General features: G+C 67.2%; 13 protein-coding genes. 4 read left to right on the forward strand and 9 right to left on the reverse strand.

Features of this window, described 5'->3' with window-relative positions; translation table 11 throughout:
• Nucleotides 1–65: 65 nt before the first annotated feature.
• Nucleotides 66–1,238: a 2-methylcitrate synthase gene (prpC, locus tag WT97_RS15215; RefSeq protein ID WP_034205934.1), complete on the reverse strand. Its 1,173-nt coding sequence runs from the start codon at nt 1,236–1,238 to the stop codon at nt 66–68.
• A 40-nt stretch (nt 1,239–1,278) separates the two neighbouring features.
• A complete protein-coding gene (prpB, locus tag WT97_RS15220) occupies nt 1,279–2,172 on the reverse strand; it encodes a methylisocitrate lyase (protein WP_059499503.1) in 894 nt (297 codons plus the stop codon).
• A 170-nt stretch (nt 2,173–2,342) separates the two neighbouring features.
• Between prpB and prpR the strand changes: the two genes are divergently transcribed.
• Nucleotides 2,343–4,316, forward strand: a complete 1,974-nt coding sequence (gene prpR, locus WT97_RS15225; RefSeq protein ID WP_060353719.1) for a propionate catabolism operon regulatory protein PrpR — start codon at nt 2,343–2,345, stop codon at nt 4,314–4,316.
• A gap of 15 nt (nt 4,317–4,331) precedes the next feature.
• Here prpR and WT97_RS15230 read toward each other — a convergent pair whose 3' ends face one another.
• Nucleotides 4,332–4,958, reverse strand: a complete 627-nt coding sequence (locus tag WT97_RS15230; RefSeq protein WP_257128492.1) for an ABATE domain-containing protein — start codon at nt 4,956–4,958, stop codon at nt 4,332–4,334.
• A gap of 276 nt (nt 4,959–5,234) precedes the next feature.
• On the opposite strand from WT97_RS15230, the gene WT97_RS15235 reads away from it, so the two are divergent.
• Complete coding sequence (locus WT97_RS15235; protein WP_027781675.1) at nt 5,235–5,618, forward strand: VOC family protein; 384 nt, start codon at nt 5,235–5,237, stop codon at nt 5,616–5,618.
• 188 nt (nt 5,619–5,806) lie between these two features.
• Here the strand turns inward: WT97_RS15235 and WT97_RS15240 are convergent, their stop codons facing one another.
• Entirely contained in the window at nt 5,807–6,655 is an 849-nt protein-coding gene (locus tag WT97_RS15240) for an ureidoglycolate lyase (protein ID WP_060353721.1), read from the reverse strand.
• 663 nt (nt 6,656–7,318) lie between these two features.
• On the opposite strand from WT97_RS15240, the gene WT97_RS15250 reads away from it, so the two are divergent.
• Together WT97_RS15250 and WT97_RS15255 are read left to right on the forward strand one after the other, a co-directional pair.
• The gene (locus WT97_RS15250) at nt 7,319–8,140 is read left to right on the forward strand and encodes an IclR family transcriptional regulator (RefSeq protein ID WP_059499508.1); all 822 of its coding nucleotides are present in this window, start codon (nt 7,319–7,321) and stop codon (nt 8,138–8,140) included.
• A gap of 175 nt (nt 8,141–8,315) precedes the next feature.
• Nucleotides 8,316–8,867 carry a hypothetical protein gene (locus tag WT97_RS15255; RefSeq protein WP_060353722.1) on the forward strand — a complete coding sequence of 184 codons (552 nt, stop codon included), beginning with the start codon at nt 8,316–8,318 and terminating at the stop codon, nt 8,865–8,867.
• Nucleotides 8,868–9,518: 651 nt separating this feature from the next.
• On the opposite strand, the gene WT97_RS15260 is transcribed toward WT97_RS15255, so the two are convergent.
• The 5 genes from WT97_RS15260 to WT97_RS15280 all read right to left on the reverse strand — a co-directional run bounded on the left by WT97_RS15260 (nt 9,519) and on the right by WT97_RS15280 (nt 15,271).
• Nucleotides 9,519–11,876, reverse strand: a complete 2,358-nt coding sequence (locus WT97_RS15260; RefSeq protein WP_060353723.1) for a GNAT family N-acetyltransferase — start codon at nt 11,874–11,876, stop codon at nt 9,519–9,521.
• A 582-nt stretch (nt 11,877–12,458) separates the two neighbouring features.
• Complete coding sequence (locus tag WT97_RS15265) at nt 12,459–12,764, reverse strand: H-NS family nucleoid-associated regulatory protein (RefSeq protein WP_060353724.1); 306 nt, start codon at nt 12,762–12,764, stop codon at nt 12,459–12,461.
• 103 nt (nt 12,765–12,867) lie between these two features.
• A complete protein-coding gene (locus WT97_RS15270) occupies nt 12,868–13,140 on the reverse strand; it encodes a hypothetical protein (protein WP_082741903.1) in 273 nt (90 codons plus the stop codon).
• Between the two features lie 61 nt (nt 13,141–13,201).
• Nucleotides 13,202–13,729 carry a BON domain-containing protein gene (locus tag WT97_RS15275; protein ID WP_059792779.1) on the reverse strand — a complete coding sequence of 176 codons (528 nt, stop codon included), beginning with the start codon at nt 13,727–13,729 and terminating at the stop codon, nt 13,202–13,204.
• Between the two features lie 54 nt (nt 13,730–13,783).
• A complete protein-coding gene (locus WT97_RS15280) occupies nt 13,784–15,271 on the reverse strand; it encodes a sigma-54-dependent Fis family transcriptional regulator (RefSeq protein ID WP_059499513.1) in 1,488 nt (495 codons plus the stop codon).
• Nucleotides 15,272–15,274 lie beyond the last annotated feature (3 nt).

Below are 15,274 nucleotides of genomic sequence, written 5' to 3' on the forward strand. Positions count from 1 at the left end.
GGGGTATGACGCGCCGCGCGCGCCGGCCGCCCGCCTCGCGGGCGCCGGTGCGCGCGGCGGGCGTGTCAGCGCTTCTCGATCGGCACGAACTGCAGGTCTTCCGGGCCCGTGTAGTTCGCGCTCGGGCGGATGATCTTGTTGTCGATGCGCTGCTCGATGATGTGCGCGCTCCAGCCCGACGTGCGCGAGATCACGAACAGCGGCGTGAACATCGCGGTCGGCACGCCCATCATGTGATACGACACCGCGCTGAACCAGTCGAGGTTCGGGAACATCTTCTTCGCGTCCCACATCACCGATTCCAGGCGCTCGGCGATGTCGTACAGCTTCAGGTCGCCCGCTTCCTTCGACAGCTTGTGCGCCACGCCCTTGATCACCTTGTTGCGCGGATCGGAGATCGTGTAGACCGGGTGGCCGAAGCCGATCACGACTTCCTTGTTCTCGACGCGGCGGCGGATGTCGGCTTCGGCGTCGTCCGGCGAGCTGTAGCGGCTCTGGATCTCGTACGCGACTTCGTTCGCGCCGCCGTGCTTCGGCCCGCGCAGCGCGCCGATCGCGCCGGTGATCGCCGAGTAGATGTCCGAGCCCGTGCCCGCGATCACGCGGCCGGTGAACGTCGACGCGTTGAATTCGTGCTCCGCGTACAGGATCAGCGACGTGTGCATCGCCTCGACCCATGACTTCGACGGCGTCTTGCCGTGCAGCAGGTGCAGGAAGTGGCCGCCGATCGAGTCGTCGTCGGTTTCGGTCTCGATGCGCTTGCCGTTGTGCGAGAAGTGATACCAGTACAGCAGCATCGAGCCGAGCGACGCCATCAGGCGGTCGGCGATGTCGCGCGCGCCCGGCAGATTGTGGTCGTCCTTCTCCGGCAGCACGGTGCCGAGCACCGACACGCCCGTGCGCATCACGTCCATCGGGTGGGCCGACGCCGGAATCTGTTCGAGTGCGGCCTTCAGCGCGCTCGGCAGGCCGCGCAGCGCGCGCAGCTTGGCCTTGTAGGCGGCCAGTTCGGTCAGGTTCGGCAGCGTGCCGTGCACGAGCAGGTGCGCGATTTCCTCGAACTCGCACGATTCGGCGACGTCGAGAATGTCGTAGCCGCGATAGTGCAGGTCGTTGCCGGTCTTGCCGACCGTGCACAGCGCGGTGTTGCCGGCCGTCACGCCCGACAGCGCCACCGACTTCTTCGGCTTGAATGCGCCTGCGGCGGCCGGTGCTGCTGCGTCTTTCGTCTCGCTCATGTTTTCCTTCTCCAATGGGTATCGGGGGGTGCGGGCCGTGTTACTTCTTGCCCTGCGCGAACAGTTCGTCGAGCTTGCGCTCGTATTCGTGATAGCCGAGGAAGTCGTACAGCTCGGCGCGCGTCTGCATCGTCGGCACGGCTGCCTTCTGCGTGCCGTCGCGGCGCAGCGTTTCGTAGAAGTTCAGCGCAGCCTTGTTCATCGCGCGATACGCGCCGCAGCAGTACAGCGCGATGTCGACGTTCGCCTCGCGCAGCTCTTCGACCGTAAACAGCGGCGTCGAGCCGAATTCGGTCAGGTTCGCGAGGATCGGCACCTTCACGGCCGCCTTGAAGCGACGATAGTCGTCGAGCGTCTTCATCGCTTCCGGGAAGATCATGTCCGCGCCGGCTTCGACGTACGCGACCGCGCGCTCGATCGCCGAGTCGATCCCTTCGGCGGCGGCCGCATCGGTGCGCGCCATGATCACGAACTGGTCGTCGGTGCGCGCATCGACCGCGGCCTTCACGCGATCGACCATTTCGTCGGTCGGCACGACCTCCTTGCCCGGGCGATGGCCGCAGCGCTTCTGGCCGACCTGGTCCTCGAGGTGCACGGCCGCGACGCCGGCGTTGATGAACGAGCGGATCGTGCGCGCGATGTTGAATGCGCCGCCCCAGCCCGTGTCGATGTCGACCAGCAGCGGCAGGTCGGTCGCGTTGGTGATCCGGGTCGCGTCGATCAGCACGTCTTCCATCGTGCTGATGCCGAGGTCGGGGATGCCGAGCGAGTTCGCCGCGACGCCGCCGCCCGACAGGTACACGGCCTTGAAGCCGACGGCCTGCGCCATCTTGGCCGCGTACGCGGTGATCGCGCCGACCACCTGCAGCGGCTGCTCGGCCGCGACTGCCGCGCGGAACTTCGCGCCGGCGCTCTGAAGATGCGTATTGCTCATGAACGGCCTCCTGATGGAATGCCCGATAACAGCAAGGACCGGGCCAGCTTGCGAAACGCCGCTAACCCACTGATTCTTAAGCAACCGCCGAGGGCGTTGCATCGGTCGCTCATTTCAATTCGGCAATCTCATGTTTCAAAAATGAAATCGCGCGCGCATAATCGGCCGTCATGGACCTCTCTTCGACCAAGCCCGTCGGCCCTGCCGACCGCACGGTGCGCCCGCGCATCTGGGCGATGGGTATCAGCCGCCTGCGCGACCTGTTTCGCGAGATCGCCGGCGAATTCGACGAACGCGCCGACGTGCGCATCGTGACGCGCGCGTACGAGGACGCGCTGAGCGCGATCGCCGAGGCCGGCGCCGCGCGGCCCGACGTGATCGTCGCGGCCGGCTCGAACGGCGGCTTCCTGAAAACGCGCGCGCAGGTGCCGGTGGTGGTCGTGTCTCCGACCGGCTTCGACGTGATGCAGGCGCTCGCGCGCGCGCGGCGCGATGCAGCGCGGATCGCGCTCGTCAGCGCCGGCGAAACGCCGCCCGAGGTGCGCCGCTTCGTCGCCGCGTACGGCCTCGACGTGCAGTTTGCGTCATATCAGTCCGCGCAGGAAGCGGAAGCCTGCGTGCACGACCTGCACGATCGCGGCATCGAGACGATCGTCGGCCCGGGCCTCGTCACCGATCTCGCGGCGAGCGCCGGCATGGGCGCGGTGTTCCTGTATTCGCATGCGTCGGTGCGCAAGGCGGTCGAGACGGCGCTCGAAGTCGCGTATGCGACGCACGCCGAGACATTCCGCCGCCAGCGGCTCGACACGCTGCTGCAGCACCTGCGCGACGGCGTGGTCGCGCTCGACGCGCACGGCCGCGTCGAGGCGATCAACGAACGGCTCGCGTCGGCGCTCGGGGTCGAACCGGCGGCGGCCGTCGGCCGTGCGCTCGTCGACCTGCGGCCCGAGCTGCGCACGCTGCGCGGCGAAGACGGCGACGCGCTCGCGACGATACGCGGCGTGCGCTACGTCGTGCATCGCGGGCCGCTGGTCGATCGCGGCGTCACGTCGGGCAGCGTGCTGACGTTCCAGGAATCGCGCGCGGTCGAACGGCTCGATCGCGCGTTGCGGTCGCAACCGACCACGCAGCAGTTCGCCGCACGCTACGCGCTCGACGACGTGGTCGGCGCATCGGCGCCGATGACGCGCGTGCGCGAGCTCGTGCGCCGCTACGCGAAATCCGACGCGACCGTGCTCGTGCTCGGCGAAAGCGGCACCGGCAAGGAAATGATCGCGCAGAGCCTGCACGCGCTGTCCGCGCGGCGCAACTATCCGTTCGTCGCGGTCAACTGCGGCGCGTTTCCGGAAGCGCTGCTCGAGAGCGAACTGTTCGGCTATGAAGAAGGCGCGTTCACCGGCGCGCGGCGCGGCGGCAAGACCGGCCTGTTCGAGGCCGCGCACCGCGGCACGCTGTTTCTCGACGAGATCGGCGAGATGCCGCCGTCGCTGCAGAGCCGGCTGCTTCGCGCGCTGCAGGAGCGCGAGGTGATCCGCCTCGGCTCGACCGAGCCGATCCGCATCGACGTGCGCGTGATCGCCGCGACGCACCGGCCGCTGCTCGCGGCCGTCGAGGCCGGCACGTTCCGCGCGGATCTCTATTACCGGCTCAACATCCTGAACGTCGGCCTGCCGCCGCTGCGCGAGCGCGCGGCCGACATTCCCGCGCTCGCGGCGACGCTGCTCGTGCAGGCTGCGCGGCGCGAGCCGCGTCTCGCCGAACGCGTGCGCGACACCGACGACGCGCTGCGTGTGCTCGACGCGACGCAAGCGACGCTCGCGCGCTACCGCTGGCCCGGCAACGTCCGCGAACTGCAGAACGTGGTCGAGCGGATCGCGGTGGAGCTGGCGGAGGAAGCCGACGAAAGCGATCCGGGCGCCGCGTGCGCGGCGCTCGCCCCCGGAGCGCTGCAGGCGATCGCGCCCGAACTGTTCGCCGCGCCGCCCGACGCCGACGACACGCAAACACTGCATGCGCGCCGCCGTCGCGCGGAAGCCGACGAGATCCGTGCGGTGCTCGACGCGTGCGGCGGCGACCGCGACCGCGCGTGCGCGATGCTCGGCATCAGCAAGACGACGCTGTGGCGGAAGCTGTCGGCGAAATAGGTTCGGGCCGCCCGGTCATTCGGCCTTGTGATAGTGGCGATACGCCTTCGCGCGATTGCCGCACGACGACATCGAGCACCAGCGTCGGCTGCCGTTCTTGCTGTCGTCGATGAACAGCCACTGGCATGCATCGTTCGCACAGCGCTTGACCTTCGCGAGCCGCGTGCCGCCGAGCAGGTCGATCGCCGACCACAGCACCGGGCTCAGCAGCCCCGCGAGCGTGGCGCCCGGCGCGTCGATCCGCCACGCATAGCGGCCATCGACGCGCACCGGCGCAACGCGCGGCGACGCTTCCGCCAGAAAGCCGCCGAGCAGCGCGAGATCGGCATCCCGCGGCTCGCGCTGCTCCGCCTGGGCGTGAAACAGCCGGTATAGCGCCTCGCGCAACGCGAGCGCCCGCGCGAGCATCGTCGGCGCGTCGCCCTTTTTCTCTTCGTCAGGCACGCGACATGCGTCGGCCAGCTCGGCCGGTACGCCCGCCTGTTCGCGGCACCACGCCAGCAGGTCGTCCATCGTGCCGAAGGTTTCCGTCGGTGGGTCGCTGCCGCGCCAGTACAGCGTGTTCGCGAAATCGAGGCTCAGCGTTTCGGGCGGCGCCGGGATCAGGCAGTCCGTCGTGACGGAAGGTTGCGTTTTTCTCATGGTGCGATCGTATCTAACCACCATGCCGGTTGACAAGCGTTCGAGCGATTTCTAACATAACCGCCATGGTGGTTAAAAACAGGGGGCTGCACTGCCCTTCCCTTCGATCCAAGGAGACACAGATGATCGATCGTCTTTCGTTCAACGTTATCCACATCGCCGCCGGCCGCACGTACGACGACATCACGCTCGGCGCGCTTCGCTACAAGCGGCTGGCATGGTGTCTATAAGCAGGTTCGCCGCACTGAAGTCCCCCTCAGTCCAAAGGAGCCACAGATGATCGATCACCTTTCGTTCGGCGTTGCACACATCGGCCGCAGCCGCACCTTCTACGACAGCGCGCTCGGCGCACTCGGTTACAAGCGTCTGTATAGCGACGACGGCGCCATCGGGTACGGCACGACCGAGCCCGAGCTGTGGTTGCAGCACGCGGCTCGCCCCGTCGTCGCCGATCCCGATTCGGGATTGCACCTGTCGTTCAAGGCCGCGTCGCCGGTCGAGGTCGATGCGTTCTACCGCGCCGCGCTCGAGCACGGCGGCAAGGACAACGGCGGGCCCGGCAAGCGCGAGCACTACGGCCCCGGCTATTACGCGGCGTTCGTCGTCGATCCTGACGGGTATCGGCTCGAAGCGCATTGCGAGCTCGACAACGTCGTCTGATCCGCTGCGTGCGAACGCGGACGAGCGACAAAGGCCCGATTCCGCATCGTGCGGAATCGGGCCCATGGTTTCGGCTACATCGTCGTTCGGTGCGCGCCGGTCGCGGCGGCGGTCGTGCCCACGGGTCGGGCAGCATGGCCCGCGCGCGGGCGGCTACATGCTCCCGCCGGCCCGCGCCGCTCACGCGCTCATTGCGCGTTACGCGTGCTCTGCAACTGCTCGCCGAGCCCTTCGATCCCGAGGCGCACCGTCTGGCCGGCCCTCAGGAACACCGGCGACGGCTTGATGCCCATGCCGACGCCCGGCGGCGTACCGGTCGTGATCACGTCGCCCGGCTGCAGCGTCATGCAGGTCGACAGATACGCGATCAGTTGCGCGACCGTGAACACCATCGTGCGCGTGTTGCCGTTCTGATAGCGGTGGCCGTCGACTTCGAGCCACAGGTCGAGACGCTGCGGATCCGGCACTTCGTCGCGCGTGACGAGCCACGGGCCGAGCGGGCCGAACGTGTCGAAGCCCTTGCCCTTGTCCCACTGGCCGCCGCGCTCGATCTGCCATTCGCGCTCGGACACGTCGTTGACGACGCAGTAGCCCGCGACGTAATCGAGCGCGCGGGCTTCGTCGACGTCCTTGCACGTCGCGCCGATCACGACACCCAGCTCCACTTCCCAGTCGGTCTTGACCGAACCCTTCGGGATGTCGATGCCGTCGTTCGGGCCGCAGATCGAACTCGTCCACTTGCCGAACACGACCGGCTCCTTCGGCACCGCCATGCCGGCTTCGGCCGCGTGGTTGGCATAGTTCAGGCCGATGCCGATGAACTTGCCGACGCGACCGACGCACGCGCCGATGCGCGGCTCCCCGGACACGAGCGGCAGCGTGGCAGGATCGATCGCGCGCAGCCGCGCGAGACCCGCGTCGGACAGCACATCGCCGGCAAGGTCCGGCACATGCGCGGACAAGTCGCGAATCCGGCCGGCCGCGTCGAGGATGCCGGGCTTTTCCTGGCCGGACGGGCCATAGCGAAGCAGTTTCATCGTGCTTAACCTCTGTTGTCGAATGGGACAGGATACCGGCCGACGCGGCCTTTCGCGGCCGCGCGCCGGACGGGTTGTCGATCGTCGAGTGCACGCGTCGGCGCCGTATGCGGCGTGCCGTCGACGCGCGAGAGTCGCGCGGGCGCAGCGATCGCGGCGCCGTACGACGGTACGGCGCGCATCGAACGGGCGGCCGCCGGTCTGCGCATCGGCGACGACGGCCCGGCATCCGCGACGCGTGCCGGCCCATGCCGGCCGGCTGCACGCGCGGCCGCGCCGTCGCTGGCCCGCAAGCCTTTGTACCATCGGCCGCGCGCCGTGAAATGACGCGCGACGGATACCGACTATTGGTGCGCCTGCCGACGCTGCGGCGCAGCACCCGCTGCACCCACGTCGATCGCTCGGCCGTCATTCGCGGCGGCGCCTGCCATCGGTGCATGAATACTGGCAATTCGGGGTGCCCCTGTCATCGAAAACGTTTGCCCATCCGTTCTTGTTCGGTAACGATCGGTAAAAAGACGCTGCATTGCACACTGTATGTTTATTGCTAAGCTCGCACGGATGGTTTCCATGGCCATTCGCGGGGCCGCCCTATACGCGTGCAGAACCGGCCAGCGTGCGTCGCCGACCGATCGACGGTAATCCCCCAACCTCACACCGACAATGCAGACAACCAACGACCCGCTTCCCGGCTGCGACGCACGGGAATCGATGGCCGCAATCGACCGCTATCGCGCACCCGCGCTCGACAAGGGCCTCGACATTCTCGAACTCCTGTCCGAGCAGAAGGAAGGACTCACCCGCACCGAAATCACGAAGGAGCTCGGCCGTAACGCGAGCGAGATCTATCGGATGCTCGAACGCCTCGTCGCGCGCCGCTACGTGATGCGTTCGACCGGCGGCGACCGCTACACGCTCAGCCTCAAGCTGTTCGCACTTGCGCACCGGCATCCGCCGATGAACCGGCTGATCGCCGAGGCGCTGCCGCCGATGCAGCGCTTCGCCGATGCCGCCGAGCAGTCGTGCCACCTGTCCGTCTACGATCGCGGCAACCTGCTCGTGATCGCGCAGGTGGACGGGCCCGGCCCGTGGGGCGTGTCGGTCCGGCTCGGCTCGCGCGTCGGCCTCGCCGATACGGCGTCGGGCTGCATGATGCTGGCGTACCAAAGCGCCGAGCAACGCGCGCATATGCTGGCCGAGCACTGCAAGGTCAAGGGCGAGGCGCCGCTGAACGAGCAGGAACTCGCGAATGCGTGTCAGTCGATCCGGCAGTCCGGCTATCTGCGCCAGGACAGCCGGCAAGCGTACGGCGTGACCGACCTGACCGTGCCGATCCTCGGGCCGGCCGGCCACGCGATCGCGGTGCTGACCTGCCCGTACATGCGCCGGATCGATGCGCACATGGCGCCGTCCGTCGACGTGGTCGTCGGCGCACTGCGCGATACGGCCGCCCATCTGTCGATGTGCCGCACCGAGACCTGCTGACGCGCGGGTTACCCGGCAAAATGCACGGGCACGGCGCAGCGGCGCCGGCTCCGGGTATGCGCGACGCCCGTGCGGTGCCCGATGCGCGGCGTCGCATCGGGCACCCGCGGCGCTACGCTAGAATAGCGGCCCTCTCAAAAACTACGGCGGCCGGTTGTCACGGCCGTCGTATTCGATGGATGTCATGGCCAAACTTCTGAACGATCAAGAATTCCAGCGTTTCTCCGAACTTCAGCAGAAGCAGGCAAGCTTCACGATCACGCCCGAGGAAGCGGACGAGTTGCGCGATATCGTCGCGCGCGCGCAGAAAAAGCGCGACGATCGTGCCGCCGCAATGCAGACGATCGAAAACTACATCGAGCAGTTCGACATCACGCCCGACGAACTCTTCTCGCCCGAGCAGATCGGCGACGCGGCGCGCACCTACGGGCTCATCACGGCGACCAAGAAGGAACGCACGCTGCCGCCGTCGATCACGTTCAACGGCAAGCCGTACCAGTGGACCAAGACGCTTCCCGACGACGTGCGCGGCGCACTGTTCGACGCGTTCACGTCCGGCGAGTCGGTCAGGCGCTTCATCGCGATGCCGAAAGACACCGCGCGTTGTGCGCTCACGATCGCCCGCCTCGAACGCGAAACCGGTGCAGTCTATGCCGATGCGCACCTCGAGGAACTCGCGATTTCGCGCGACCAGGTGAACGACGCGGCGTCGAAACTCGCTGCGTGAACGTAATCGCGGGCACGGTTCCTGCGTGCCCGCACTCGCGCTTCACGCCGGCACGGGCCGGCGTCGCGCCCACGGGAGCCGTGCGTCAGCATGCTCCCGAAAAAGCTCACCTCGGCATCCTGCAAGCGCTCACCATGGTCTCCCGAAAAGCCTCACCCGAGACTCCGGAGACGCTCACTGACGGCTCCCGAACATCCTCACCAATCGCTCCCGCAGGTGCTCACCGAAGCCTCCCGGAAAGGCTCACCGGCGTCTCCCGCAGGTACTCACCGGCCGTTCCCGGGAGAGCTCACCGAACCCTCCCGTATCGGCTCACCATGCTGCCCCGGAAAAGCTCACTCGCCGCTCCCGAAAAGTCTCACCTTGGTGACGGCTTTGAAAACGCGAGGCCGGAACACGGCAGCGAATGCTTGCAGGCACATCGGTGGAAACGGCTGCGGCGGGCCAATATCGCAGCACGCTGCAAGCATCGCCGGACACCATGTGTGCGTTGCGGGATCGCTTCGACCGACAGGTCCGACACGTTGCCGAACGCTTTGCTTCAAGGCCGCACCGAATGCTTTGCATTCCTTATTTAGCGTGCGACATGGCGAGATGTTCGGACGCGTCGGCGCCATGCGCTGCCCCAAGCGCCGGACCTGAAACCGACGCCTACGGCTGCAACTTCATCCTGAAACCCACGACGCCGGGCTCCTCCGTCGTCGACACCGCAAACCCGCACGATTTCGCGAGCGAGATCATCGCCGAATTCTCGCGCAGCGCCTCACCGACCATCCAGGTAGTGCCGCGCGAGCGCGCGTAGTCGATGATGCGGGTCATCATCAGCCGGCCGAGCCCCTTGCCCTTTTGATCGGGCCGTACCGCGATCGCGAACTCCGCCGTCTCGTTGTCGGGATCGGCGACCGCACGCGCGACCGCGAGCGTGTGGTCGCGCCCCGACACATCGGTGAACGACACGATGAAAGCCATCTCACGGTCGTAGTCGATCTGCGTCATGCGCGCCACCTGCGAGTGATCGAAGCTGCGCACCGCGCCGAAGAAACGCATGCGCAGATCTTCCGGCGTCATCGCACCGAGCAGCTCGTTGTGTGCGGCCTCGTCTTCCGGACGGATCGGACGGATCGTCACCGTCTCGCCACGCCATTCGAGCGTCTGCTCGAGGTGCCGCGGATACGGCATGATCGCGAGCCGGCTACGCCCGGAAGCCAGCGTGATGCGTGGCGCGACCACCCATGTTCGGTCGGACAGCACGCGCAGCGTGATCGACATCGCAACGACTTCGCGCACGTCGCACACGACCTGCGACAGCGCCGTCAGCGCGTCGAGCGTCGGCTCGACGGGCGTGCTGCGCGCATACGGCGAACGCTCCATCACCGCGCGGGCGAGCACCGTGTTCAGCGGCGGCAGGCCGTAGACGACGAGCGGCGCCGATACGCCGTCGGCCGGTGGCACGGCATAGCGAAACACCGGACCGAAGTTCGAATCGTCGTACATGTCGACCGTGATGTCGACGACGTTCTTGCCGGCCGGTTCGTTGGGCTGCTCGCCCTGCAGACCGAAACGGGACAGCCAGTGCAGCGCGGCTTCGCCGGCCAGCTCATGCTGACCGGCTTCGACCATGCGACGTGCGTCGGCTTGAGCAGACGCCACGCACTCGGCCGGCTGCGGCGGCGTACCCTCTGGCGTCTGCATCAGCAATTGGCGCCCGAGGTTGTAGTCGACGAGACGCGCATACGCGCGGGCGAGCCGCTGCGGTGTCGTGTGCACCGGAATGCCGTTCGCGTGCAGCGCATCGCGCGTCGCCGCGTCCACTGCGCCGAAGAAACACGCGAGGATGCCGCGATGCGCATGCTGCCGCGCGTCGATCAGCGTGCGCGCGACCGAATCGGCCGGCGCGCTGTGCGAAGTGGAATGAACGACGAACAGCGTGCCCGTCTGCGGAAACGGGGCGAGCGCCTTGATTGCCGCGGCAAAGTGCTCGGGGCGCGCGTCGTCGCCCAGCGTGAGCGGATTGCCGGGCGCCGCGAGATGCGGCAGCGCGGCCGCGACGGCCGACGTTGCCGCGGGCGACCAAGCGGCCAGCACGTCGCGCACTTCGGCAACCGCATCGACCGCGAGTTTCGCCACGCCCGCATCGCTCGTCACGAGCGTCGCCGCGCCCCGCGCAGTGACGCGGCCGACGCCGAGCGTCTCGATTTCGTCGAGCAGATCGTCGAGCGCGTCGACGCGCACCATGCCCGCGCGCTGGAACGCCGCCGTATAGAGCGCATCGCCGGGATCGGCACGGCCGGTGCGCAACGCGAGCACCGGCTTGTTGCGTGCGGCCGCGCGCGCCGCCGACATGAACTTGCGCGCCGCGCGCACGGTATCGAGCTCGAGCAGGATCGCGCGCGTGCCGGGATCGCTCGCCAGATAGTCGAGGACGTCGCCCGCATCGACATCGGATTCGCTGCCGAGCGCGACGACATGCGAAAAGCCGAGGCCCCGCGCATCGGCCCAGCCAAGCACCGCGTTCGTCAGCGCATTCGATTGCGACACCCACGCGACGCCGCCCGATCGCGCCGTATAGGCAGGCGCGCCGAAATGCGCATGCCGCGCGGGCGACGACACGCCGAGACTGCCGGGCCCGACGATACGGAGCACGAACGGCTTCGCCGCCTTCAGCGTGCGATCGACCGCGGCGCGATCGGCCTCGGTGCGCGCCTCGCCGACGATCACCGCGACGCGCGTGCCGAGCTCGCCGAGCTTGCGCACGATGCCGGCCCAGGTCGCGGGCGGCGTGCAGATCACCGCAACCGACGGCGGCGTGGGCAGCCGGTCGACATCGGAGACGACCGCATGCCCGTCCAGCTCGCGATATTTAGGATTGACCGGCCACACGGGCCCCCGGAACGCGCCGTCGAGCACACGGGACCACACCATCGCGCCGATACTGCCGGCGCGCGACGACGCGCCGACAACCGCCACGGACTTGGGCTGGAACAACGCATCGAGATGGCGAACGGTCACATCGGCTCCCTGCGGTGACGAAAGACGACACGATCGGCATGCGGCCACGCAGGCCGTGCGCCGATCGACGCGAATCCCAAGCATAGGCGAAGCGCCCGCGACTGCCTATATGCCGAACGGCCGGCTATTCGACGGACGTCAATGCTCGCACCATGGACTGCAACCCACGCGGCCGGCGTCGCAGCACCAGTTCTTCCCGCGATGCACGTAACGCGGCACGACGCTGCAGCCGCTTCTCAAAGGTGAGGATTTACAGGAGCCAAGGTGAGTATCTTCGGGAATCGCACGACACACCGCGCCAGCATGCGAAAGGTGATGAAAATCCGCGTCAGGCATGCACCGCGAAAAGCGCGAATGGCAATGCGCATGCATTGCGCCATTACGCGGCTGTTTACGGGAATTCGCGGCAATATACGGCCGGATCGCGGGGAATTCGCAAAACGGGATCCGTTGATTGTGCGACGTTGCACTTCAATTCGCCCGGGAAAATCGCATGACGATTGCGCCAAAACAAAACGGTGCGAAGGCCGCATGGCCGTTCGCACCGTCGGTCGGCGCACGAAAGGTGAGGATTTTCGGGAGTCAGTCCTTGATCAGGAAACGTCCGCGATTCTTGCCCAGCCATGCGGGCGCCCGCCCGCGGCCGCTCCAGGTTTCGCCCGTCTTCGGGTTCAGGTACTTCGGCGGCAAGGGTCGCCTGGGCTTCGCGGCGGTAGCGGTGGCAGCCGATTTTGCCGGAAGAAAACCGAGCTCTTCCGGCGTAATGTCGTATTCGTCGATTTTCGCGCGGATTTCCGCAATCGCGTCGGCAACCGCCTTTTCACGTTCCTTGTCGATTTTTTGCTGAAGCCGTTCGAGCTGCGCGCTCAGTTGCCTGTAGGTCGCCATATGGATGGGACTCCATGAGTGTTATTCGTGAAAAACAATGGACTCAAAGCAAACAGAAAAGCGCGTCGCCCGATCGTGATCTCCTCAGCCGGTCATTTCGGGATCAATAACCGCTCTTCTTCTTGCATGCGAAGAGAAGATTTCGCACGGCGTCATCCGTCGATTGCTGGATCACGTCGAAATCTCCGTTGCACATGGCCCGGGCATTGTCGGTGCAATTACTCCAGTCGCTGCCGGTGCATTGCACCTGAGTGGTCGGACGCCCGTCCGAAGTGAACAGCGGAGCACTGCCGCCGCACCCGCCGAGCCCTGCAACCAGAGCCAACATCACGGCCGCCCGAGGCCACCGACAGACCGACGCAAGCATGTGTTTCATCGTTCTTCCCGTCAACCTTTTTTTGAATGTCGCGAGTATGCCATGGGCAGCCCTTCGACCGTCAGTCCGGCGTGCGCTCGGGTTGCCCGCGCGCCTTGTACGGCAAGTGCTTGCGCGGATCCTCGGTGATGCGAACGAAAACCTGCTCGACGTCCGGAAGCGCCTCGAATTCGCGTTGCAGCGCCTGACGATCGAACGTCGTATCAGCGCATCCTTCGACGTAGATGAAACGTCGCTGTACGGTGATCCACAAGCTCGTGCCGCGCAGACGATCGGAGCCGGCGAAGTGCGCCTTCGCGGCATCGGCAATCGACGCGTCATACATATACGAGTTCGGCTTCGTGCAGCGATGGGCGAGCCAGCAGGTCGTGCCGCGTTCGGCGCGGTAGTGCGCATCGTCCGTCATCTCGGCGCGCGTCATCCACGGGCCGAGCGGCAACGGGCATTCGGCCACGTCCTGCGACAGCGCGACGAACGGATCGTTGTACCAGTTGCGCCGCGCCTCGGGCGCATCGGCGTCGCCAGCCTGCGCGAGTGCGGCGCTCGCGAGCAACATGGTCAGCCATCCTGCAATGCCGATCCGCTTCATCGTGATCTCCCGTTCGATGCGTTACGTCGAGCCGCATCGGCATCGCCGATCGGCCTACCGGTCGATACCGAGCGCCGCCAGTTTCTTGTACAGCGTCGCGCGGCCGATCCCGATACGCGCGGCCGCTTCGACGACCTTCCCGTCACAGGCCGCCAGCGCATCGGTCAGAAACCGTCGCTCCCACGCCGCCAGCGCATCGGCATACGAGGCGGCCGGCGCACCGGATGCCGTCGACGCATCGCCCGCGCGCTGCTCGGCCGGTGCCGCGGCAACCCGCTGCGCCGGCGCGGCGCCCTCGGGCGAGATGCGCACCGGCCCCAGAAACGGCGCGAGCGCACGCGCGTCGATCACCGAACGGTCCGACAGCATCAGCGCGCGTTCGAGCGTATTGCGCAACTCGCGCACGTTGCCGGGCCACGGATACGCGCACAGCATCCGCAGCGCATCGTCGGTCAGCTCGCAGTGCGCGGCGCGCCCGTGCTGGGCCGCCAGTTCCTCGAGCGTCGCGTAGACGAGCGCCGCGATGTCGGATGCGCGCTCGCGCAACGGCGGCGCATGAATCGTCAGCACGTTCAGCCGGTAATAGAGATCCGCGCGAAACCGCCCGGCTGCCACGAGCGCCGGCAGGTCGGCCGACGTGGCGGCAATGATGCGCACGTCCGCGCGCACGATCCGGTTCGAGCCGACCGGCTCGAACTCCTTGTCCTGCAGCACGCGCAGCAGCTTGCCCTGCAACGGCAGCGGCATGTCGCCGATCTCGTCGAGAAACAGCGTGCCGCGATCGGCCAGCTCGAATTTTCCGACGCGCCCCTTGCGATCGGCACCGGTGTACGCGCCGGGCGCCGCGCCGAAGAATTCGGTTTCGAGCAGCGTGTCGGGAATTGCGGCGACGTTGACGGTCACGAGCGGCTGGAGTGCACGCGCCGACGCCGCGTGAATCGCGTGGGCGAGCAACTCCTTGCCGGTTCCGGTCTCGCCGAGCAGCAGCACCGGCGAATCGACCTGCGCGGCGCGGCGCGCCTGGCGCTTGGTCTCGAGGCTCGCGGCACTCGTGCCGACGAAGCTCGCAAACGTGTATTTCGCGCGGCGCGCCTGGGCGAGCGAGCGCTGCGTCGCAATCAGTTGCTGCTGAAGCTGCGCGTAGCGGGAAAAAATTGGCGTGAGCGTCTTCAACTGGTCGAACAGCGCGAAGCCGATCGCGCCAACCGTCTCGCCGGCCTCGTTCTTCAACGGCAGGCGCGTGACGACGAGCGGCTCGCGGCCCGTCTCCATGATGTCGAGCAGGATCGGCTGCCCGGTCGACACGACCTCGCGCATCAGGCTGTTCGGAATCACGGCCTCGCAGTCGAGACCGACGGCCTGCTGCGGATCGGCGAACCCGAAGCGCGCGGCGTAACGCTCGTTCATCCATACCACCCGCGCGTTGCGATCGACCACCACCGTGCCCGCACTCGAATCCTCGAAGGTCCGGAACAGCGACTCGGCAGCGCGCCGCAGCACGTCGCCGTAGTTGACGGGCAGGCGGGCCCAGTCGTTCATCATCGT

The sequence above is a fragment of the Burkholderia sp. MSMB1459WGS genome, from assembly GCF_001534535.1.
In the GTDB taxonomy this organism is placed as follows: Bacteria; Pseudomonadota; Gammaproteobacteria; order Burkholderiales; family Burkholderiaceae; genus Burkholderia.